A 22,279-nucleotide genomic window follows, 5' to 3' on the forward strand; every position below is an offset into this window, starting at 1 on the left:
AATGACGTTTTTTCACTATTTCATTGTTGACTAGCCAATGGACGACGTTCTCAGTTTCACCCGTTTGCAAGACCTGATCGACCGCGACGCGCTGAAGAACAAGCGCGTATTCATCCGCGCCGACCTGAACGTACCACAGGATGACGCTGGCAATATCACCGAAGACACCCGCATCCGCGCCTCCGTGCCGGCGATCCAGGCCGCTTTGAAGGGCGGCGCCGCCGTGATGGTCACGTCGCACCTGGGCCGCCCAACCGAAGGCGAATTCAAGCCGGAAGACAGCCTGGCGCCGGTCGCCGCGCGCCTGTCCGAGCTGCTCGGCCAGCCGGTGGAACTGAAGCAGAACTGGGTCGATGGCGTCGATGCCACACCAGGCCAGGTTATGCTGCTGGAAAACTGCCGCGTCAACAAGGGTGAAAAGAAGAACAGCGACGAGCTGGCCCAGAAGATGGCGGCCTTGTGCGACGTCTACGTCAACGACGCCTTCGGCACCGCGCACCGCGCCGAAGCCACCACCCACGGCATCGCCAAGTTTGCACCCGTCGTCGCGGCCGGTCCGCTGCTCGCCGCCGAACTCGATGCGCTGGGCAAGGCGCTCGGCCAGCCGAACCGTCCGCTGCTGGCCATCGTGGCCGGCTCGAAGGTGTCGAGCAAGCTGAGCATTCTGCAAAGCCTGGCCGGTAAAGTGGATAACCTGATCGTCGGCGGCGGCATCGCCAATACCTTTATGAAGGCCGTCGGCCTGAACATCGGCAAGTCCCTCGTCGAGAACGACCTGGTTGGCGAGGCCAAGCAGATCATCGACATGATGGCTGCGCGCGGCGCCCAGGTGCCGATTCCCGTGGACGTGGTCTGCGCCAAGGAATTCAGCCCGGCCGCTGCCGCAACGGTGAAAGACGTGGCGGACGTGGCGGACGACGACATGATCCTCGACATCGGCCCGAAGACCGCCGCCATGCTGGCCGGGCAGGTGGCCAAGGCCGGCACCATCGTCTGGAACGGTCCGGTCGGCGTGTTCGAGTTCGACCAGTTTGCCGAAGGCACCAAGACCCTGGCGATGGCCATTGCCGGGTCGAACGGCTTTTCGATCGCCGGCGGCGGCGACACCCTGGCTGCGATCGCCAAGTACGATATTGGCGACCGGATCGGCTACATCTCGACCGGCGGCGGCGCCTTCCTCGAGTTCCTGGAAGGGAAGACCCTGCCGGCAGTCGAGATCCTGCTCCAGCGTAACGCCAAATAAGTATCAGCGCAGCCCCGGGGGCTGCGTTTCTCTTTTCTGAATCAAGGATTCCAACCCATGCAAGCTGCGCGCCCCCTGTATAACGCCACCAAGATCGTTGCAACCATCGGCCCTGCATCGACCGATTTCGACATCCTCGTCAAGATGATCCGGGCCGGCGTCGACGTCGTGCGCCTGAACTTCTCGCACGGCAAGGCGCAGGACCACATCGACCGCGCCGAGCTGGTGCGCCGCGCCGCCGCCGAGTGCGGCGTCGAGGTGGCGATCATGGCCGACATGCAGGGTCCGAAGATCCGCGTCGGTAAGTTTGAAGAAGGCAAAATCTTCTTGAACAACGGCGACAAGTTCATCCTGGACGCCAAGTGGGGCGAGAACGGCGAGCTGGGCAACCAGGAACGCGTCGGCCTCGACTACAAGGCGCTGCCGCGCGACGTGCGGGCGGGCGACAAGCTGCTGCTGAACGACGGCCTGATCGTGCTGGTCGTCGACAAGGTCGTGGGTCAGGAAATCTGCACCACGGTCAAGGTCGGCGGCGAACTGTCGAACAACAAGGGCATCAACCGCCAGGGCGGCGGCCTGACCGCGCCGGCCCTGACCTCGAAGGACATGGAAGACATCAAGACCGCGATGAGCTTCCAGGCCGACTACCTGGCGATCTCCTTCCCGAAGAACGCCACCGACATGGAGATGGCGCGCCAGCTGGCCAATATCGCCGGCGAGCGCTACGGCCACAAGCCGATGATGATCGCCAAGATCGAACGCGCCGAAGCCATTCCGGTGCTGCAGGAAATCCTGGACGCGTCGGACGGCATCATGGTCGCGCGCGGCGACCTGGCGGTGGAAGTGGGCAACGCGGCGGTGCCGGCGCTGCAGAAACGCATGATCCGGATGGCGCGCGCGTCGAACAAGCTGGCCATTACCGCGACCCAGATGATGGAGTCGATGATCGTCAACGCAGTCCCGACCCGCGCCGAAGTGTCGGACGTGGCCAACGCCGTGCTGGACGGCACCGATGCCGTCATGACCTCGGCCGAAACCGCATCGGGCAAGTACCCGGTCGAGACCGTCGAGATGATGGCCGCCATCTGCCTCGAGGCAGAGCAATCCGAATACAACAAGCAGGACGCGGATTTTCTGAATGTCCAGTTCACCCGCATCGACCAGTCGATCGCCTACGGCACCCTGTTCACGGCGCACCACCTGAAGGTGAAGGCGATCGTGGCGCTGACCGAATCGGGCTCGACCGCACTGTGGATGAGCCGCCACTCGATCGATACCCCGATCTTCGCCCTGACCCCGCTCCAGACGACGCAGCGCAAGGCGTCGCTGTACCGGAACGTGCGAGCATTCCACCTTCTGCAGGAAGGCGGCAGCCACGCGGTGCTGCGTCGCGCCGAAGAGGTCCTGATCAACGAAGGCATGGTGCGCAAGGGCGACCTGATCGTTGTCACCTGGGGCTCGCCGATGGGCCAGGCCGGCGGCACCAATGCGCTCAAGATCGTGCGCGTGGGCGAGCTGGACGAAATAGTTTCTTAATTGTTTGGAGTAATCAACCATGGCACTCGTATCGCTGCGTCAATTGCTGGACCATGCCGCCGAAAACGGCTACGGCCTGCCGGCCTTTAACGTCAACAACCTGGAGCAGGTGCAGGCCATCATGGCCGCCGCCGATGCCACCTGCAGCCCGGTCATCATGCAAGCCTCGGCCGGCGCCCGCAAATACGCAGGCGAAGCTTTCCTGCGCCACCTGATCGACGCCGCCGTCGAAGCCTACCCGCACATCCCGGTCGTCATGCACCAGGACCACGGCCAGTCGCCGGCGGTCTGCATGGCCGCGATCCGTTCGGGCTTCAGCTCGGTGATGATGGACGGTTCCCTGGAGGCCGACGGCAAGAGCGTGGCCAGCTATGAGTACAACGTCGAAGTCTCGCGCGAAGTCGTCAAGTTCGCGCACTCGATCGGCGTCACGGTCGAGGCCGAACTGGGCGTGCTCGGTTCGCTCGAGACCATGAAAGGCGACAAGGAAGACGGCCACGGCGCCGACGGCACCATGACCCGCGAGCAGCTGCTGACCGACGTGGCGCAAGCCGCCGACTTCGTGGCCAAAACTCAATGCGACGCCCTGGCCATCGCCATCGGCACCTCGCACGGCGCCTATAAATTCACCCGCAAGCCGACCGGCGACATCCTGGCCATCGACCGCATCAAGGAAATCCACGCGCGCATCCCGAACACCCACCTGGTGATGCACGGCTCCTCGTCGGTGCCGCAGGAATTGCTGGCGATGATCCGCGAATTCGGCGGCGACATGAAAGAGACCTACGGCGTGCCGGTCGAAGAGATCCAGGAAGGCATCAAGCACGGCGTGCGCAAGATCAACATCGACACCGACATCCGCCTGGCCATGACTGCGGCGATCCGCAAGTACATGTTCCAGAACCCGTCGAAGTTCGATCCGCGCGACTACCTGAAGCCGGCTAGAGAAGCCGCCACCGAGATCTGCAAGGCGCGCTACCTGTCTTTCGGCTGCGAAGGCATGGCGGCCAAGATCAAGCCGGTGCCGCTGGACAAGATGGCCGAGCGTTACAAGGCGGGCGAGCTGGCCCAGATCGTGCAGTAAACAGCGCTTCCAATGGCTCACCGCCCCCCCGGGGGGCGGTGAGGCAATCTGAATTGACGTAAAATGTCGCATTTGGCACAGGCCATCCCCGGCCGGCGCTACTCGACCGGAGGCCTTCTCCGGTTCCGTTTCCCTGATATCCCATCTATGAACAGCCTCTACCAATCCACTATCAAGTCCCTGCCACTGCTCGGCCACGGCAAGGTACGCGACAACTACGCTGTCGGCGACGACAAGATCCTGATCGTGACCACCGACCGCCTGTCGGCCTTCGACGTGGTCATGAACGAGCCGATCCCGGGCAAGGGCATGGTGCTGAACCAGATGAGCGACTTCTGGTTCGAGAAGCTCGGCCACATCGTGCCGAACCACCTGACCGGCGTCGCACCCGAGAGCGTGGTCGCACCGGAGGAAGTCGAGCAGGTGCGCGGCCGCGCCGTCGTGGCCAAGCGCCTCAAGCCGATCATGGTCGAAGCCGTCGTGCGCGGCTACATCATCGGTTCGGGCTGGAAGGATTACCAGGAAAGCGGCGCCATCTGCGGCATCCAGCTGCCCGCCGGCCTGCGCCAGGCCGACAAGCTGCCGCAGCCGCTGTTCACCCCGGCCGCCAAGGCCGACCTCGGCGAGCACGACGAGAACATCTCCTTCGAAGAGATGGAGCAGCGCATCGGCAAGGAACTGGCCGCCAAGATGCGCGACGTGAGCATCCAGCTCTACACCGCCGCCGCCGAATATGCCGCCACCCGCGGCATCATCATCGCCGACACCAAGTTCGAATTCGGCCTGGACGAGAACGGCGTCATGCACCTGATGGACGAAGTACTCACCGCCGACTCCTCGCGCTTCTGGCCGGCCGATTCGTATGCGCCTGGCATGTCGCCGCCGAGTTTTGACAAGCAGTTCGTGCGCGACTACCTGGAAACCCTGACCGACTGGGGCAAGACCGCACCGGCGCCGGCACTGCCTTTGGCAGTCATCGAGAAGACCCAGGCCAAGTATTTCGAAGCCATCGAACGCCTCACCGGCGAGAAGCTGAAGGCGTGAGCAATGACTGATCAAACGAATGAAGCACTGCGACCACTGGTCGGCGTCATCATGGGTTCCTCGTCCGACTGGGACGTGATGAAGAACGCAGTCGATATCCTGAAACAGTTCGGCGTGCCTTTCGAGGCGCAGGTGATCTCGGCACACCGCATGCCGGACGAGATGTTCACCTATGCCGACACCGCGCGCACGCGCGGCCTGCGCGCCATCATCGCCGGGGCAGGGGGCGCCGCCCACCTGCCGGGCATGGTGGCCGCCAAGACCATCGTGCCGGTGCTCGGCGTCCCGGTGCCGTCCAAGTACCTGCGCGGCGAAGACTCGCTGCTGTCCATCGTGCAGATGCCGAAAGGCGTGCCGGTGTCGACCTTCGCCATCGGCGAGGCCGGCGCCGCCAATGCGGCCCTGACCGCGGTGGCGATCCTCGCCGCCACCGACGATGCGCTGGCGCAGAAACTGCTGGCCTTCCGCGCCGAGCAGACCGCGGCCGCCCAGGCCATGACTCTTCCCGTGCTGACGCATGAGTGATCCCGCAGTGAAAGACGCACTTTTGCCGACCGCCAATCCATCCGCCTGGCTGGGCGTGATGGGCGGCGGCCAGCTGGGCCGCATGTTCGCCCACGCCGCCCAGAGCATGGGCTTCAAGGTCGCCGTGCTCGAGCCGAGCCAGGACTGCCCGGCAGGGCAGGTCGCCGAGCGCCTGATCAACGCGAGCTACACCGACGCCGGCGGCCTGGCCGAGCTGGCGCAAACCTGCGTGGCCATCACCACCGAATTCGAGAACGTCCCGGCCGACAGCATGGCCTGGCTGGGCGAGCGCAGCTTCGTGGCGCCAAGCGCGTCCTGCGTGTCGATCGCCCAGGACCGCATCGCGGAAAAGCGCTTCTTCGTCGAGTGCGCGCCAAGCTCCGGCGTGATGCCGGCGCCGCACAAGACCATCACCTCGCATGCCGACATCGACGCCATCGGCGACGACCTGCTGCCTGGCATCCTGAAGACCGTGCGCATGGGCTATGACGGCAAGGGCCAGGTGCGCGTGCGTAGCCGCGAGGACGTGCGCGCCGCCTTTGACGGCATGAACGGCGTGACCTGCCTGCTGGAGAAGATGCTGCCGCTGGCCTACGAGGTGTCGGTCCTGACCGCGCGCGGTCATGACGGCGCATCGGTGGTCTACCCGATCGCCGAGAACGTGCACCGCGACGGCATCCTGTTCACGACCACGGTGCCGGGACCGAACGTGTCCGATGCCTGCGCCCGGCAGGCGCAGGATGCAGCCCGTGCAATCGTGGCCCAGCTGGGCTACGTGGGCGTGCTGTGCATCGAATTCTTCGTCCTGCAGGATGGCACGCTGGTGGTCAACGAGATGGCCCCGCGTCCGCACAACAGCGGCCACTACACCATCGATGCCTGCGTCACCAGCCAGTTCGCGCAGCAGGTGCGCGCGATGGCGCGCCTGCCGCTGGGCGACGTGCGCCAGCATTCGCCCGCCGTGATGCTCAACATCCTGGGCGACGTCTGGTTCGAGGGCGATAGCAACACGCCGCGTGAACCGGCCTGGGACCGCGTCTTGGGGCTGCCGGGCGCGAACCTGCACCTGTACGGCAAGGACGACCCGCGCCGCGCGCGCAAGATGGGCCACATCACCTTCGTCGCGCCGACCTTGGGCGAGGCGCAGGCCAGCCTGCGTGAAGCCTGCGCCATCCTCGGGATCCCGGAGTGACGATGGAGCAGCTTGACCAGGCCGCCATCGATGCCGCAGCGCGCGCGCTCGAACAGGGCGCGCTGGTCGCCTTCCCGACCGAGACCGTGTACGGCCTGGGCGCCGACGCCGAGAATCCCGCGGCCGTCGCCGCCATCTACGCCGCCAAGGGCCGCCCGCAAGACCATCCGGTCATCGTGCACCTGGCCCCCGGTGCGCCGCTCGATTACTGGGCGGCCGACATCCCGGCCGAGGCGCATGCGCTGGCCGAGGCCTTCTGGCCCGGTCCGCTGACCATGATCCTCAAGCGCGCCCGGAACATCCCGGACGCCGTCAGCGGCGGCCAGGACACGGTCGGCCTGCGCTGCCCCGCGCACCCGGTGGCGATCGCGCTGCTGCGCGCCTTCAAGGGCGGCAAGGGCGGCGTGGCGGCGCCGTCGGCCAACAAATTCGGCGCGGTCAGCCCGACGCTGGCCCAGCATGTGCGCGACGAATTCGGCGGGGACGGCTCGGTGGCGTTGGTGCTGGACGGCGGAGCCTCGCAAGTCGGCATCGAATCGACCATCGTCGACCTGTCGCGCCTGGCCACGCACGGGCCGGTACTGCTGCGTCCCGGCCACATCAGCGCCGAGGCCATCGCCGCCGTGATCGACCAGGTCCCGAGCGCCCCGGATGCAGCGGCGCCGCGCGCTTCCGGCACCCTCGAATCGCATTACGCGCCGCATACGCCGGTAGCGATGCAGGACAGCGCCCAACTGCGCCAGACCCTGTCCGAACTCGCGGCGGCGGGACGCAAGGTCGCGCTGATCCATTATTCAAGCATGCCGCCGACCCACGCGGCCCTGCGCCTGCCCGCCACCCCGGACGGCTTTGCCCACGCCCTGTACGCCGCGCTGCGCGCCATGGACGGCCACGGCGCGGACCTGATCCTGGTCGAAGCGCCGCCGCAAGCCGGGGCCTGGCTGGGTGTCAACGACCGCCTGCGCCGCGCCGCCCATGGCTCGACCGGCATCGTGCACGGCCTGCTGAACAAGGTCCCCCCGCGCGATCCCGCCGCCTGACGTGTCTCCAGCACAACGCCCGTACTGACGGGCGTTGTGCAAAATCACACCCTTCAAAAAGCGTTTCTTGCCAGCTCGACGGCAGGACTATAATCGCCACCCGACTTGTTTGCCGCTTGTCACTAAAAACTGACGTAGTACCAAGCTATTCTATACAAGCGAGTTGAACACTGGCATATTATCGTGGTACGAATAGCACGCCCGTTCGTTTCAGAAAAATATATAGGAGACACAATGCGTCAAACCAAATTCGCGCTTGCCTTGCTGACGGCGGCGGTGTTGGCAGCATGCGGCGGCACCAGCCCAAGCGGCGGTGACCAAACGCAAAAACTCAGCTTCACCCAACAGGTTTCCTTCGGCGACAGCCTGTCCGACGTGGGCACCTATGCGGTTGGCGCAGTCAAGACTGCCGGTGGCGGCAAGTTCACCATCAACGGAGACGGCACCGCCAAGAACCCTGAGTTGAACGGCAAGATCTGGGTCGAATTCCTCGCAGCCGAGCTGAAATTGCCGGCGCCGTGCGCCGCCCAGACCGGTCTCGAAGGCGACGCCTCGCGCGGCTTTTCGGTCCCGATCAGCAACAACCTGAATTGCTTCAACTATGCCCAGGGCGGTTCGCGCGTGACTAACCCGGTTGGCCCTGGCAACAAGCTCACCGGCTCGCCGATCGGCGAAATGACGGTGCCGCTGGTAACCCAGATCGCCAACCACCTGTCCCGCACCGGCAACAAGTTCAGCGGCACCGAGCTGGTCACCGTGCTGTCCGGCGGTAACGACGTGCTGATGGCGCTGAGCACCATGCAGGCCGCCGCGACCGCCGCCGGCAATGCGGCCGGCGCGCAGACCTTCGCGACTTCACTGACCGCCCAGCTGGCTGCGGGCGCCACCAATCCGCAGACCGCCGCGCAGGCGATCGGCGCGGCCATCATGGCCGAGAGCGCACGTCCGGGGAATACCTCGCAGACCATCGTCGCCGCTGCCGTCGGCGCCGCCGCCGGCCAGCCGGGCAATGCCGCCGTGGCCCAGGCCTCGGTGTACGGTCCGATGGTCGCCAAGGCCCAGGCCGACGCGACCGCTGCCGGCACCAAGGCCGGCAACGACTACGCCGCCGCCAACGGTCCGAAGCTGGTTGGCGAACTGGGCGCCGCGGGGGCGCAGATGGCCACGCTGGTGAAGAACGAGATCGCGGGCAAGGGCGCCAAGTACGTCGTGGTCGCCAACCTGCCGGACGTGGCCAGCACCCCGGCCGCCAAGTCGAAGTCGGCCGACATCCAGGCGCTGATCGCGGCCATGGTCAACGCCTTCAACACCCAGCTCAAGGCAGGCCTGGGCGGCGACGACGCGCGTATCCTGTACGTCGACCTCTACACCATCAGCAACGACCAGGTGAAGAACCCGGCGCCTTACGGCCTGACCAATACCTCGACCCCGGCTTGCGGCCCGAACGCACTGGGCACCACGTCCCTGATCTGCACCAACAGCAACACGGTGGCCGGCGACGTCAGCCGCTACATGTTCGCGGACGACATCCATCCGACGCCGTTCGAGAACAACCTGGTGGCGCGCTACGTTCTCAAGGAAATGGCCGTCAAGGGCTGGCTGTAAAAGACCGCTGCGAGGCCTGCCTGCGGAGGACGGGCCTCTACAATCATCAGGAGAACAAATGAAAGTACGTTTCAATAGCCTCGTGAAAGTGCTGGGTGTGGCGGCGGCGCTCACCTGCGCCGCGACAGCCTCGGCCCAGTCGGCCGGACAGCTCACCGTCAGTATCGGCGTCAACCAGCTGACCCCGAAGGTCGAGAGCGGCGACATCAGCGCGCCGGCCCTGCCGGGCACCAAGGCCGATGTCGACAAGGATATCCAGCCGGTGTTAAGCTTTGCCTACGGCCTGACCGACAACATCTCGCTCCAGACCTGCCTGGGCACGCCGTACAAGCACAAGATATCCGGTGCGGGCGCGATCGCCGGCACCGGCGAACTGGGCAGCGTACAAGCCCTGCCGCCGACCCTGTTCGTGCAGTACCGCTTCTTTTCCCCGACCTCGATGTTCCGTCCCTTCGTGGGTATCGGCGGCACCTATGCCTACTTCATGAAGGAACGTGGTTCGGCCAGGATGACCGCGATCACCAACCCGGGCAGCGGCGTGCCGACGACCTTCAGCATCGACAACAAGTTCACCTACACTGGCCAGCTCGGCCTGGCGGTGAACTTCAGCGAGAAGTGGTTCGCCGACGTGACCGTCAACAAGACCAAACTGCGCACCGACGTGCATTTCTCGACAGGCCAGACGCAACACATGAAACTGGACCCTGTGGCCGTGGTGCTGGCGGTGGGTTACAAGTTCTAAGCAGCGATTCGCTGCTTCGACGGCCCGCCGCGTGCGGGCCTTTTTCTTGCGCGGTGCCATGAAAAAAGCCCGCACACGGCGGGCTGTCAAAGCTACTGCAGGAGTGGAAGCATCAGAACCTGCCTGACGTGCCGGTATCAGGGATTGGAAGACAAGGTCGTGTTGTAGAGCTTGCCGCCGATGCTGACCTTGTCGAGCGTGATGCCGGTGGCGTTGTGCAGGAACCACGGCTGGGCGCTGTTCTTCGGGGTACCGAAGTCCGAATCGCTGATGCGCACACGGGTGATCGGCAGGATCGGCGTGCCGGCCGGGCCGTTGAAGCTGGAGGCCACGGGCCCCAGCAGCACGAAGGCCTGGAAGCACGAGAAACTGCCGTCCTTCGTCTGCACATTACCCGTGCGGATGCCGCGGATGTCGATGTCCGAGACCTGCGGCGGGCGGGTACGCACCGCGTCGTCGCCAGGCGTGTAGTCGCAGTCGATGGTGATGATCGCGCCGGCCGTCGATGCCACCGGCTGCGTCAGTTCCTTCGCTCCCGGCAGCGGCTTGTACCAGCCCGGCTCGAGCTGCACGCCGTTCGGCAGGCTGACGTCGCGCACGTACAGGTGGCGCAGGAAGCCACCGCGGTTCATGTTGGTCTTGAGGCGGATCGCGGTGTTGAGCGGATCCCTGGCCCAGTGGACGTTGCGGAACTCGACCTGCTGCGCGTACACATGCTCGATGCCGCCGGCCATTTCGCTGCCGAGCGTCACGCCGCCATGGCCGCTGTTCATGATGCAGCGCTGGATCACGATGTTGCGCGTCGGGCCGAAGCCGGTGTCGAGGTTCTTTCCGGCCTTGATCGCGATGCAGTCGTCGCCGTTATTGAAGGTGCATTCCTCCACCAGCACGCCGTCGCAGGCTTCCGGGTCGAAGCCATCGCTGTTCGGGCCCAGGCTTTCCATGTTCACGCGGCGGATCGCCAGGTCGCGGCAGGCCACCGGGTGGTGCAGCCAGAACGGCGCTGCGTTCACCTGGTAGCCCTGCAGCAGCACCTTGCTGCACCCGATGAATTCGATCATGCAGGGACGCAGGTAGTGGCCGCGCCCGAACACGCGGCGCGCCAGCGGCACGCCGGCTTCGGACAGCGCCGGCAGGTAGCGCGAGTCGGTCTGCCAGCGGTCGCCCTCGCCCTCGATCAGGGCGCGCTGCGCTTGCGGCAGGTTCGGCGCCACCTTGGCCAGCGGCAGGTTGGCCGGGTTCGGCGCGACCTCGGTGCGGGTGCGCACCGGCTTGCCGCGGCCTTTCCAGTCCCACCAGCACTCGTCTGGCTTGCCCTCGAAGGGCACGCCGCCCTGGCCGTTCAGGATGCTGGTCCAGTCGGCGCCGGTCAGCGCGATATTGGTCTGGTTGTGGGCATAGACCATCGGCGAGTAGTTCAGGACGTCGTTGCCCTGCCAGCGCGACAGGGTCAGCTTGCCGTTGGCGCCGCAGTCGAATTCGCCGTGGCGCGCATAGTGGTCCGGATTGGCCGAGAAATGCACGCGCGCGCCGGCGGCCAGGTGCACGTGCACGTTCGAGCGCAGCACGATCGGGCCGGCGCAATACCAGTCGCCGGCCGCGATCACGACCCGGCCGCCGCCCTTGGCGTGGCAGGCCGCGATGGCGGCCGCGATCGCCGGATAGGCGTCGGGCGAACCGGCGGCGGGAGTGCGGAGCAAGCCGTCGACGAGCGAGGCGACCTGGCCCTTGACCTCGACCATGGTGCAGGGCTTCGCGCCGTAGGCCGTGATCGGGAAGTCTTCGTCGCGGAAGCGCAGCGGGGTGGCGAAGCGGGCGATGATGTCGTCGGCGCGCTGCCACGGGTCGCCCGCGGTTTTGTTGTTGGAGGTGGCGCAGCCGGCGCCGGCCATCAGGAGGCCGGCGGCAGGCACGGTGCGCAGCAGGGCGCGGCGGCGGGGCTGGAATGTCATCGTCATCTTACTTGCCCGACTTGAGCGTCACACGCACCGGATTGCCGGCGCGGGCAGCGGTGTCCTGCGCCAGGCGCTGCCACTGCGCCAGCGTGGTGATCTCGCCGGCGCGGCTCCAGGCGCCGCCGGCGTAGTAGCGCAGCGGCTTGCCGGCGCTGGCCTTGGCCAGGATCAGTTCGTTCAGCTTGTCCTCGGCGAATCCTTCCGCGCCGGGGAGCACGACCGCGGTGCCGAAGGCGCCGTTGCTCTTCTGTTCGATCCACTGCAGCAGCACCGGACCTTCGCGCTTGACCGCGATGACCGGGTCCTGTCCCTTGTCGCTCGGATTCTTGTTCAGTCCCACGGCGACCGTGATCGGCTCGTTGCCCTCGTACTGGAAGGTGGAGTCGATGCGGTCGAGGTAGTGGCCGGCGTCGACCGTGAAACGCTTGACTTCGCTGACCTGCTTGCCGGCCGCGTCCCAGGCCGCATAGTGGAGTTCGAATACCGCGCGCACCGGGCCGTTGGCCAGCACCTTCCACGAGGTGTAGTTCACGCCCGTGTACAGCTGCTTGCCGTCCCATACGCCGGTGCCGCCCGCGCCGCGCGACTTGCCGACCTGGTACATGTCCATGCCCTCGCCCTCGTCGTCGTGGTAATGGTCATGGCCCTTGTTGTACCAGCGGTCGACGATTGGATAGGGCACCCGCTTGAACCACAGGTCCAGGCCGCTCGTGACCAGCACTTCCTTGTTCATGCCGGCGGGCGAGGGCGCGGCCAGGGCCGGGCCATAGGTACGGTGCGCCACCTTGTCGTTTTCCCAGGCGAAGTCGTCCAGCCGCTCCTGCACGTAGCGGGCGTAGGCCTTCTGGGCGAACACCGGCGCCACGGTATCGATCTTCTCGACCGTGAAGCTGGCGCTCTTCTCGCCCGGGGCGAAGCTGTGCTGGAACAGCAGCTCGCCGTAGGCGATGCCTTCGCCTTTCGGATCCTTGGACAGAGGCGCCACGTTGGTCACCTGGAAGGGCAGCACGCGGCCCTTGGCATCCTTGACCGCGATCTTCTGGATCAAGGCGCCCGGCAGGGCGGCGTTGACGTCGCTCCAGGGGATCGTGATGGTCTCGGACGGACGTGCGATGGACAGGTCGTGCTGGACCGTGACGGCCAGCTTCTCGGCGGCGTAGGCGTTCAGCGATGCTGCGCATGCAGCTGCAAGGATCAGTCGTTTCATGGGTTCGCTCGATGATTGACGCATCATTGCTGATGCTTGTTGTAGTCGGTCTTGCCCCCTTTGGGCAGGTAATGATACGTGCGAACCTTATGCTGGATCTCGAAAGCCGGATTGTTCATCAGCTTGATGATCTCGGCGCCGGCCAGCAGCGTCGGGCCGTAGCCGTGCAGCGCGTGCGCGCTGGTCGGACGGTTGTAGTAATAGACCATGTCGCTGGCGAGGGTGGTGCCGACGCAGGTGCCTTCCACTTCACCCTTGGCGGTGATGCGGGTCGACAGGCCGGCCCAGCCGGCCTGGGCGATCGAGCCGTAGGTGGTCGCCGGGATCCAGCCCTGGTTGACCGCGTGCGCGATCACATAGGTGAACATGGCGCTGGCCGAGGTCTCGAGGTAGGAATCGTTCCGGTCGATCATCTGGTGCCACAGGCCGGTGCCCGACTGCAGCTCGGCGATGCCCTTGATCGCGGCGCGCAGCTGGTTCAGCACCGGCTGGTAGCCGGGGTGGTCCTTCGGCAGCACATCGAGCAGGTCGGACATGGCCAGCACCGCCCAGCCGTTGGCGCGTGCCCAGTAGAAGCGCGGCGCGTCGGGGTGGTTGGCATGCCAGCCGTGGGTGTACAGGCCGAGCTGCGGGTTGAACAGGCGCTTGCTCATGCCCATCACGTTGTTGACGGCGTCGTCGAAGTGCTTGCGGTTGCCGGTCATGCGGCCCATCTCGGCCAGCAGGGGGATGCTCATGTACATGTCGTCGCCCCACAGCGACACTTCCTGCGGACGCTTGCGCGCCATGGTGCCGTCTTCCAGGCGGAACTGCTTGTTGATCACCCAGTCGCTGCAGGTGTCGATCATGGGCTTGAGGTCCGGGCCGACCTTGGCCAGGCGCGCGCGAATCAGGGCGGCGCACATCGAGCCGGAATCGTCCAGCGAGTGCGGGTCGAGGAAGCGCGCGAAGCTGTTGCCCCGGTCGAGGCGGAACTTCTGTTCCTGGGCGCGGAAGTAGGGCAGGGTCTGGGAGAAGAACCCGAAGTGGCGCCGGCTCATCGCCGTGAAACCCTGGTCGCCGGTGGCTTCGGCCGCGCGCAGGAGACCCGAGTGGACCACGCCCATCTCATAGACCTGGATACCATAGTCGCCGCGGCTGGGCTCGAAGATGGCGTCGGCGTTCGGGGTCGTCAGGTCGGTTATCTGGTCGCCGGTCTTCTTGTTGATGATGCGAGACGGCGTGGCGCTGTCCATGTAGTCGCGGATCGACTTGAGCTGGGCAGTCACCTCCGCCACCACCGGCTTCTTGTACGGCACCGGGTAAGTGCCTTCCGAATGGTCCAGCAGGTTCTTGTTGTCAGTGTTGCGGTACTGGCCGCCCTGGGCCAGGGCCGGGCCGCACGTGAGCGCGCAGCCTAACAAGGTGGCAAGCGAGGCTGCCAGCAGGGTCGTCTTCATGAATGTCTCCGGTTTTTTTCGCGGATTTACCCGCTTCGTTCGTCTTACTGGTTGAGCGTCTGTTTTTGGTCAGGCCATTCTAATTTGGTCGGGCCAAAATCGCAAGGTGGACTAGCCACTGCGCGAACTTGTATGGCATACTGAAAAAGAACCTACCTACCAAGGCATCACACCATGAACACCCAAGTCCCGCGCACGATCCGCATGCAGGCCAGCGACAATGTCGCCATCGTCGTCAACGATGGCGGACTGCCCGCTGGCACCGTCTTTCCGGACGGCCTGACCCTGCTCGAGGGCGTACCGCAGGGGCACAAGGTGGCGCTGGCCGACCTGGCGGACGGCGATGCCGTGATCCGCTACGGCGTGACGATCGGCTATGCCAACGGCGCGATCCCGCGCGGCAGCTGGGTCTCGGAGCGCGTACTGCGCATGCCGGCCGCCCGATCGCTCGACGACCTGCCGGTGGGTACCCGCGCGATCGCAGCAAGCCATGACCTGGAAGGGTATACGTTCGAAGGCTACCGCAACAAGGACGGCTCGGTCGGCACCCGCAACATGATGGCGATCACCAGCACCGTGCAGTGCGTCTCGGGCGTGATCGACTACGCGGTCAAGCGCATCAAGGAAGAGCTGCTGCCGCGCTACCCGAACGTCGAGGACGTGGTCGCGCTCGAACACGTGTACGGCTGCGGCGTCGCGATCGATGCGCCGGGCGCCAACATCCCCATCAACACCATCCGCAACCTGTCGCGCAACCCGAACTTCGGCGACAGCGTCATGGTGGTGAGCCTGGGCTGCGAGAAGCTGCCGCCGGCGCGCCTGTTCCCGGCCGGCTCCATCCCGATCGGCAATGCCGAACCGTCGGTCGTCACCCTGCAGGACCAGCAGCACGTCGGCTTCATGTCGATGATCGACAGCCTGATGCGGACCGCCGAAAAACACCTGCAGGAACTGAACGCGCGCCAGCGCGTGACTTGCCCGGCATCCGACCTGGTGGTCGGCGTGCAGTGCGGCGGCAGCGATGCCTTCTCGGGCGTGACCGCCAACCCGGCCGTCGGCTTCGCCACCGACCTCCTGGTGCGCGCCGGCGCCGCCGTGATGTTCTCCGAGGTCACCGAAGTCCGCGACGGCATCGACCAGCTCACCGCACGCGCCGCGACCCCGGAGATCGCCCAGGCAATGGTGCGCGAGATGCAGTGGTACGACGATTACCTGGTGCGCGGGGGCGTCGATCGTAGCGCCAACACCACGCCCGGCAACAAGAAGGGCGGCCTGTCGAACATCGTGGAAAAGGCCATGGGGTCGATCGTCAAGTCGGGCACCACCGCCATTACCGGCGTGCTGTCGCCAGGCGAGAAGCTGCAGCAGAAGGGCCTGATCTACGCCGCGACCCCGGCCAGCGATTTCATCTGCGGCACCCTGCAGATGGCCGCCGGGATGAACGTGCACATCTTCACCACCGGCCGCGGCACCCCTTACGGCCTGGCGGCGGTCCCGGTCATCAAGGTGGCGACCCGCACCGAACTGGCGAACCGCTGGCACGACCTGATGGACGTGAATGCCGGGCGCATCGCCAGCGGAGAGGCTACTATCGAGGATGTGGGCTGGGAGCTGTTCCGCCTGATCCTCGACGTGGCCAGCGGGCGCAAGACCTGGGCCGAACACTGGAAACTGCATAATGCGCTGGCGCTGTTCAATCCCGCGCCGGTGACCTGAACAAATTCGGCGCTGTTATCGCACCATTAATCCGTAGGGTGGGCGGCTTTGCCGCCCACGCGTTCAGCCAGAGCATGCGCTGTCACAGCGCGGCCGGAAATTGGACGCGTGGGCGGGAGACCCGCCCACCCTACGATCGGCATGGATGGCGGTGATCGCGTCACAAGACCAAGGAGTTAGCAATGACCCAAGCAGCAAAAGGCAAACCCTTCAAACGCATCCTGCTGACCGGCGCCGCCGGCGGCCTGGGCAAGGTGCTGCGTGACCGCATCAAGCCCTGGGCCGAGGTGGTTCGCCTGTCCGACGTGGCCGACATGGGCGAAGCGCGCGAGGGCGAGGAAATCGTCCAGTGCGACCTGGCCGACAAGGAAGCGGTACTGAAACTGCTCGAAGGCGTGGACGCCGTGCTGCATTTCGGCGGCATCTCCACCGAGAAGCCCTTCGAGCCGATCATGCAGGCCAACATCCTCGGCGTGGCCAATCTGTACGAAGCCCTGCACAAGGCCGGAACCAAGCGCGTCATCTTCGCCAGCTCGAACCACGCGATCGGCTACCACCACGTCAACACGGTGCTCGACGCGGATTCGCCGACCCGCCCGGACAGCTACTACGGCCTGTCGAAAGTCTTCGGCGAGCAGATCGCGCGCTATTACTTCGACCGCTTCGGCATCGAGACCGTGTGCATCCGTATCGGTTCGAGCTTCCCGGAGCCGGCCAACAAGCGCATGATGAGCACCTGGTTCTCGTACGACGACCTGGTCGAGATGCTGCGCTGCTCGCTGTTCGCGCCGCGCGTCGGCCACACCATCGTCTATGGCATGTCGGATAACGACAGCGTGTGGTGGGACAACCGCCTGGCCGCGCACCTGGGCTACAAGCCGAAGGACAGCTCGTCGAAGTTCGCACACCTGTTCCCGGACACCTCCGAGTTCCCGGCCAAGGACGACGTCACCACCATGTACCAGGGCGGCAAGTTCCTCCTCGACGGCCCGCAATACTGAGTACCGCACCCAAGCGATGTCCACCCCCGTGCTGGAGCGCCTCCTGCTCCGCAACGACCGCCTGCTGGCCGAGATCGTTCCGCAGGTCGGAGGCGGGCTGGCGCGGCTGGACTGGCTGAACGGCGACGAAGCGCAGCCTTTGCTGCGCGGGCTGCCGCCGGACGTGACGGAGTTGCCGCTACCCGGACAGCTGGCCTGCTTCCCCCTGCTGCCCTGGTCGAACCGGATGTCGCCGTCCGGCTTCGATTTCGAGGGCAAACGCCATGTGCCTGCGCCCAACCGGGCCGGCGAACCCTGCCCGATCCACGGCGACGGCTGGCAGCAGCCCTGGCGTGTCGCGGCGCACTGCGACACCTCGCTGACCTTGAGCCTCGACCGCTGGGATGCATCGCCTTTCGCCTACACGGCCGAGCTGCACTACACGCTGTCCAAAGATGCGCTGGTGGTGGAACTCGGTGTGCGTAACGCGGGGCGTAGCGCGCTGCCGTTCGGGCTCGGCCTGCATCCGTGGATGCCCGATCCCCATGGGGCGCGTCTGGAAGCCGGCGCCAACAGCGTCTGGATGGCCGGCCCCGACAAGCTGCCATTGAATCGCCAGGACATTCCCGCAGGCTGGCGCTTCGACAATCCGGCGTCCTTGCCGCAGGACGGCGTCGACAACGTCTTCGAGGGCTGGATTGGCGCCGCCCGCATCGCCTGGCCGCAACGCGGCCTCGCACTGGAAGTACAGGCCGACATGGATTACTTCATTCTCTACGTTCCACCAGGACGCGACTTCTTCTGCTTCGAACCGGTGGACCATCCGATCAATGCGCACAACCTGCCCGGCTACCCGGGCCTGAGCATATTGGCGCCGGGCGCCACGCTGCGCCGCCGCTGCGTGTTCCGGGGCGTGGCGCTGTGAAGCGATTTCCGCTTGGCGTGCTGCTTGCCCTGGCCATGACGGCTGCGGCCGCCCAGGCCCCGTATAACGCTGAAACCACTTACCGCAAGCTGGTCCGCGACTATCCCGACATTCGTATCGCCAGTGCCGAAGCACCGGCGCCGGTGCGGGTGCGCAAGGACCTGGTCTACGCGCAGCGCGCAGACCTGTCCCTGGCGCTCGACCTCTACCTGCCCGGGCCGGCCCACGAGCCGGCGCCGCTGGTGATCCTTGTCCACGGCGGCGGCTGGGCCAGCGGTACCCGCGCCAACATGGCGCCGCTGGCGGCGCGGCTCGCCGCGCGCGGCTATGCCGCCGCCACGGTCAGCTACCGCTTGTCCGGGCAGGCGCCGTACCCGGCGGCCATCCATGACGTGAAAGCGGCGTTGCGCTGGCTGCAAGCGAATGCGGTGGACTTCGGTGTCGATCCCGCGCGCGTGGCCATCGCCGGCGGCTCGGCCGGCGGGCAGATCGCATCGCTGGTCGGCATGACGGAGCCGCAAGCCATTCGCGCCGTGGTGAACATCGACGGCCTGTCCGATTTCACGACGGAAGACGCGCGCAAGCACGAGGACGACCCGAACAAGAAGCCGTCGGCGGCGGGCGCCTGGTTCGGCGGCCGGTATTCCGAGAAGGCAGCGCTGTGGCGCGAGGCTTCTCCCATCAAGCATGTTGGCAAGGACAGCCCGCCGGTGCTGTTCATCGTCAGCGGCGTGCCGCGCTTTTCGGTAGGGCGCGAAGCGATGGCGGCGCAGCTGGCCTCGCACGGCATCCACACCGATACCGTCGCGCTGCCCGGCACCCCGCATTCGTTCTGGCTGTTCGATCCCTGGGTGACGCCGACCATCGACGCCATGACCGCTTTTCTCCAGCGCGTGCTTGGCCCCGTGCCGGGGCGATAGCGCGCCGGCAGGCCGCATCACAGGTGATAGTATTGCCGGACTTCCGCTCTCGACGACTGGAGCCGCCATGCTCATCAACCCGCAGCACACCTATGTACACCTGGCCGACAACGGCCTTGCACAAGCCGTTTCCGGAGCGTCCTTCTGGCAACTGCCGCCGCTTGAGCTCGACAGCTTCGGCCAGGGCTGGCTGATCAGCGAATTCGCATTCACGGAAGACTGGCCGAACTGGGAGATGCATCCGCACGGCGACGAGTTCGTGTACCTGCTGTCCGGTGCGCTCGAGCTGTGGTTCGAGCGCGCCGGTGCGGTCGAGACCATCGTGCTGGAAGGCAGCGGCGCCGTCGTGGTGCCGCGTGGCGTCTGGCATACCGCCAAGCTGCGCCTGCCCAGCCGCATGCTGCACGTGACCCGTGGTGAAGGAACCGAAACGCGGCCGGTGTAACCAAGCTATTCTTGAGCAAACCCATGAAGAGCAGTCCAGGCAGTACCCTCGTCTATTCCACCGAGAGCGGCCGCATGTGTCCCGCATGCCGGCAGCCGCTGGCGGCCTGCGCCTGCAAGGCGCAACCCGTGATCAAGGGCGACGGCGTGGTGCGCGTCTCGCTGCAGACCAAGGGCAGGGGCGGCAAGAGCGTGACGATCGTGAAGGGCCTCGCGCTCGATGCCGCCGCCCTGGCCCAGCTGGGCAAGCAGCTGCGCACGGCTTGCGGCTCGGGGGGGACGGTGAAGGATGGCGTGATCGAAGTACAGGGCGAACATTGCGGCCTGGTCATGGAAACGCTGGCGAAACTCGGCCACCGGCCCAGGCGGGCCGGCGGCTGAGCGGCGGATCAGTCGGCCGCCTGCGCGTACTTCAGGTCGAAGCGGTCGCGCTCCATCACCTTGGTCCATGCGTTCACGAAGTCGTCCACGAAGTGCTTCTCGCCGTCGCGCGCCGCATAGACTTCCGACAGCGCGCGCAGCTGTGCATTGCTGCCGAAGATCAGGTCCGCAAGGGTAGCGGTCCAGCGCCGCTCGCCGCTGGCACGGTCGGTGCCTTCGAACAGGTGCTGGCTGCCTTCCACGCGTTTCCAGGCGGTGCGCATGTCCAGCAGGTTGGTGAAGAAGTCCGGCGTGAGCGTGCCGGGCCGGGTGGTGAACACGCCGTGCCGGACGCCGCCGCTGGTGGCGCCCAGGGCGCGCATGCCGCCCACCAGCGCCGTCATCTCGGGCGCGGTCAGCATCAGCAGATTGGCCTTGTCGAGCATGGCATTGGCCACGTTGCCCGCGGCCCCGGCATGGATATAGTTGCGGAAGCCATCGACGGCCGGCTCGAGCACCTCGAAGGAATTGACGTCGGTCTGGTCCAGCGAGGCGTCGGTGCGGCCAGGGCTGAACGGCACCCGGATGTCGTGCCCGGCCTGCTTTGCCGCCGCCTCCACCGCGGCGCAGCCGCCCAGCACGATCAGGTCGGCCATCGACACCCGCTTGCCGTTGGCGGCGCTTGACGCGTTGAATTCCTGCTGGATCGCTTCCAGCCCTTGCAGCACCTGCGCCAGCTCGGCCGGGTCGTTCGCTTCCCAGTCCTTCTGGGGCGCCAGGCGGATGCGGGCGCCGTTGGCGCCGCCGCGCAAGTCGCTGCCGCGGAAGGTGGAGGCCGACGCCCAGGCCGTCTTCACCAGTTGCGGGATCGACAGGCCGGACTGCAGCAGGCGGCTCTTGAGCGCCGCGATGTCGGCATCCTCGACCAGCGGGTGGTCCCTGCCTGGGAGTGGGTCCTGCCAGATCAGGTCTTCCTGTGGCACCAGCGGGCCCAGGTAGCGCACTTTCGGTCCCATGTCGCGGTGGGTCAGCTTGAACCAGGCGCGCGCGAACGCGTCGGCGAATTCCTCCGGGTTGGCCAGGAAGTGGCGCGCGATCTTCTCGTAGGCGGGATCGGCGCGCAGCGCCAGGTCGGCCGTCGTCATCATCGGCTGGTGCAGCTTGCCGGGGATGTGGGCGTCGGGCACGTTGCGGCCGGCGTCGCCCTTGGGCTTCCATTGGTGCGCGCCGGCCGGGCTCCTGGTCAGCTCCCACTCGAAGCCGAACAGGGTCTCGAGGTAGCTCATGTCCCACCTGGTGGGCGTCGCTGTCCAGGCGCCTTCGAGGCCGCTGGTGATGGCGTGCGCGCCGACGCCGCTTTCGTAGGCGCTCTTCCAGCCGAGGCCCAGTTCTTCGATGTTGGCGCCTTCGGGATCGGCACTCAGGTGGCTCGCGGGGCCGGCGCCATGGCACTTGCCGAATGTGTGGCCGCCGGCCACCAGCGCCACGGTCTCCTGATCGTCCATGGCCATGCGGCCGAAGGTGTCGCGGATGTCGCGGGCCGAACGTAACGGATCGGGCTCGCCGTTCGGACCTTCCGGGTTCACGTAGATCAGGCCCATCTGCACCGCGGCAAGCGGCTTGGCCAGCTCGCGCTCGCCGCTGTAGCGTTCATCGCCCAGCCAGGTGGATTCGGGACCCCAGTCGATCGGCAGTGGCTCCCAGATGTCTTCGCGGCCGCCACCGAAGCCGAAGGTCTTGAAACCCATGGATTCGAGTGCCACGTTACCGGCCAGGATCATCAGGTCCGCCCACGACAGCTGCTTGCCGTATTTCTGCTTGATCGGCCACAGCAGCCTGCGCGCCTTGTCGAGGTTGCCGTTGTCGGGCCAGCTGTTGAGAGGGGCGAAGCGCTGTTCGCCCGAGCGGGCGCCGCCCCGGCCGTCGAAGATGCGGTAGGTGCCCGCCGAGTGCCAGGCCATGCGGATGAAGAAGGGGCCGTAGTGGCCGTAGTCGGCCGGCCACCAGTCCTGCGAGTCGGTCATCAGGGCATGGAGGTCGGCGATGACGGCATGCAGGTCGAGCTTCCGGAATTCTTTCTTGTAGTCGAAGTCTTGCAGCATGGGGTCGCCCAGCTTGCTGTGCTGGTGCAGCACGCCCAGGTTCAGCTGGTCGGGCCACCAATGCGCATTGGTACGGGTCTGCTTGGGCTTCCGGTCATGTGCCACAGGGCACTTGGTTTCCGCTTCGGCGGTTTTCAAATCCATCCCTTGATCGTTCATGCTGGTGTCTCCTCATTGTCGACATATGGCGGCTTGCTCATGCACGCAAGCATAAGACCTC

Annotated in this window: 19 protein-coding genes; 15 read left to right on the top strand and 4 right to left on the bottom strand. The window is 66.1% G+C overall.

Annotation, left to right across the window (positions count from 1 at the left end; all coding sequences use genetic code 11):
- Window positions 1–37 precede the first annotated feature (37 nt).
- The 9 genes from AC56LU_RS04540 to AC56LU_RS04580 all read left to right on the top strand — a co-directional run bounded on the left by AC56LU_RS04540 (window position 38) and on the right by AC56LU_RS04580 (window position 10,011).
- The gene (locus tag AC56LU_RS04540; RefSeq protein WP_497174413.1) at window positions 38–1,243 is read left to right on the top strand and encodes a phosphoglycerate kinase; all 1,206 of its coding nucleotides are present in this window, start codon (window positions 38–40) and stop codon (window positions 1,241–1,243) included.
- Between the two features lie 75 nt (window positions 1,244–1,318).
- Entirely contained in the window at window positions 1,319–2,779 is a 1,461-nt protein-coding gene (gene pyk / locus AC56LU_RS04545) for a pyruvate kinase (protein WP_497174714.1), read from the top strand.
- Between the two features lie 19 nt (window positions 2,780–2,798).
- On the top strand, window positions 2,799–3,863 hold the full coding sequence (fba, locus tag AC56LU_RS04550) for a class II fructose-bisphosphate aldolase (RefSeq protein ID WP_497174414.1): 1,065 nt from the start codon (window positions 2,799–2,801) through the stop codon (window positions 3,861–3,863).
- A gap of 147 nt (window positions 3,864–4,010) precedes the next feature.
- Entirely contained in the window at window positions 4,011–4,907 is an 897-nt protein-coding gene (locus AC56LU_RS04555; protein WP_497174415.1) for a phosphoribosylaminoimidazolesuccinocarboxamide synthase, read from the top strand.
- Between the two features lie 3 nt (window positions 4,908–4,910).
- Entirely contained in the window at window positions 4,911–5,432 is a 522-nt protein-coding gene (purE, locus tag AC56LU_RS04560; RefSeq protein ID WP_497174416.1) for a 5-(carboxyamino)imidazole ribonucleotide mutase, read from the top strand.
- Window positions 5,425–6,624 (top strand): 5-(carboxyamino)imidazole ribonucleotide synthase, encoded by a 1,200-nt coding sequence (locus AC56LU_RS04565; RefSeq protein WP_497174417.1) that lies wholly within the window; start codon window positions 5,425–5,427, stop codon window positions 6,622–6,624. The genes purE and AC56LU_RS04565 overlap by 8 nt, the downstream gene beginning before the upstream one ends.
- A 2-nt stretch (window positions 6,625–6,626) precedes the next feature.
- On the top strand, window positions 6,627–7,664 hold the full coding sequence (locus AC56LU_RS04570; protein ID WP_497174418.1) for an L-threonylcarbamoyladenylate synthase: 1,038 nt from the start codon (window positions 6,627–6,629) through the stop codon (window positions 7,662–7,664).
- Window positions 7,665–7,898: 234 nt separating this feature from the next.
- Window positions 7,899–9,269, top strand: a complete 1,371-nt coding sequence (locus AC56LU_RS04575) for an SGNH/GDSL hydrolase family protein (protein WP_497174419.1) — start codon at window positions 7,899–7,901, stop codon at window positions 9,267–9,269.
- A 58-nt stretch (window positions 9,270–9,327) separates the two neighbouring features.
- On the top strand, window positions 9,328–10,011 hold the full coding sequence (locus AC56LU_RS04580; RefSeq protein WP_497174420.1) for an OmpW/AlkL family protein: 684 nt from the start codon (window positions 9,328–9,330) through the stop codon (window positions 10,009–10,011).
- Window positions 10,012–10,148: 137 nt separating this feature from the next.
- On the opposite strand, the gene AC56LU_RS04585 is transcribed toward AC56LU_RS04580, so the two are convergent.
- From AC56LU_RS04585 to AC56LU_RS04595, 3 genes are read right to left on the bottom strand one after another with little or no spacing between them, the layout of a single operon-like run.
- On the bottom strand, window positions 10,149–11,969 hold the full coding sequence (locus AC56LU_RS04585) for a glycoside hydrolase family 28 protein (RefSeq protein ID WP_497174421.1): 1,821 nt from the start codon (window positions 11,967–11,969) through the stop codon (window positions 10,149–10,151).
- 1 nt (window position 11,970) lies between these two features.
- Window positions 11,971–13,173, bottom strand: coding sequence for a BT3233 family polysaccharide utilization protein (locus AC56LU_RS04590; protein ID WP_497174422.1), 1,203 nt, complete (start codon window positions 13,171–13,173; stop codon window positions 11,971–11,973).
- A gap of 23 nt (window positions 13,174–13,196) precedes the next feature.
- Window positions 13,197–14,612 (bottom strand): glycoside hydrolase family 88/105 protein, encoded by a 1,416-nt coding sequence (locus AC56LU_RS04595; protein ID WP_497174423.1) that lies wholly within the window; start codon window positions 14,610–14,612, stop codon window positions 13,197–13,199.
- Window positions 14,613–14,786: 174 nt separating this feature from the next.
- On the opposite strand from AC56LU_RS04595, the gene garD reads away from it, so the two are divergent.
- From garD to AC56LU_RS04625, 6 genes are all read left to right on the top strand, one after another.
- A complete protein-coding gene (gene garD / locus AC56LU_RS04600; protein WP_497174424.1) occupies window positions 14,787–16,328 on the top strand; it encodes a galactarate dehydratase in 1,542 nt (513 codons plus the stop codon).
- Window positions 16,329–16,510: 182 nt separating this feature from the next.
- Window positions 16,511–17,329: an NAD-dependent epimerase/dehydratase family protein gene (locus AC56LU_RS04605; RefSeq protein WP_497174425.1), complete on the top strand. Its 819-nt coding sequence runs from the start codon at window positions 16,511–16,513 to the stop codon at window positions 17,327–17,329.
- A 16-nt stretch (window positions 17,330–17,345) separates the two neighbouring features.
- Complete coding sequence (locus tag AC56LU_RS04610) at window positions 17,346–18,233, top strand: aldose 1-epimerase (RefSeq protein WP_497174426.1); 888 nt, start codon at window positions 17,346–17,348, stop codon at window positions 18,231–18,233.
- Window positions 18,230–19,153, top strand: a complete 924-nt coding sequence (locus AC56LU_RS04615; RefSeq protein WP_497174427.1) for an alpha/beta fold hydrolase — start codon at window positions 18,230–18,232, stop codon at window positions 19,151–19,153. The genes AC56LU_RS04610 and AC56LU_RS04615 overlap by 4 nt, the downstream gene beginning before the upstream one ends.
- 67 nt (window positions 19,154–19,220) lie before the next feature.
- Window positions 19,221–19,598 carry a cupin domain-containing protein gene (locus AC56LU_RS04620; protein ID WP_497174428.1) on the top strand — a complete coding sequence of 126 codons (378 nt, stop codon included), beginning with the start codon at window positions 19,221–19,223 and terminating at the stop codon, window positions 19,596–19,598.
- 23 nt (window positions 19,599–19,621) lie between these two features.
- Window positions 19,622–19,978 carry a translation initiation factor Sui1 gene (locus AC56LU_RS04625; RefSeq protein ID WP_497174429.1) on the top strand — a complete coding sequence of 119 codons (357 nt, stop codon included), beginning with the start codon at window positions 19,622–19,624 and terminating at the stop codon, window positions 19,976–19,978.
- Between the two features lie 8 nt (window positions 19,979–19,986).
- Here the strand turns inward: AC56LU_RS04625 and katG are convergent, their stop codons facing one another.
- Entirely contained in the window at window positions 19,987–22,218 is a 2,232-nt protein-coding gene (gene katG / locus AC56LU_RS04630; protein WP_497174430.1) for a catalase/peroxidase HPI, read from the bottom strand.
- Between the last annotated feature and the right edge of the window lie 61 nt (window positions 22,219–22,279).

Source organism: Telluria sp. PB2R4 (assembly GCF_059685695.1).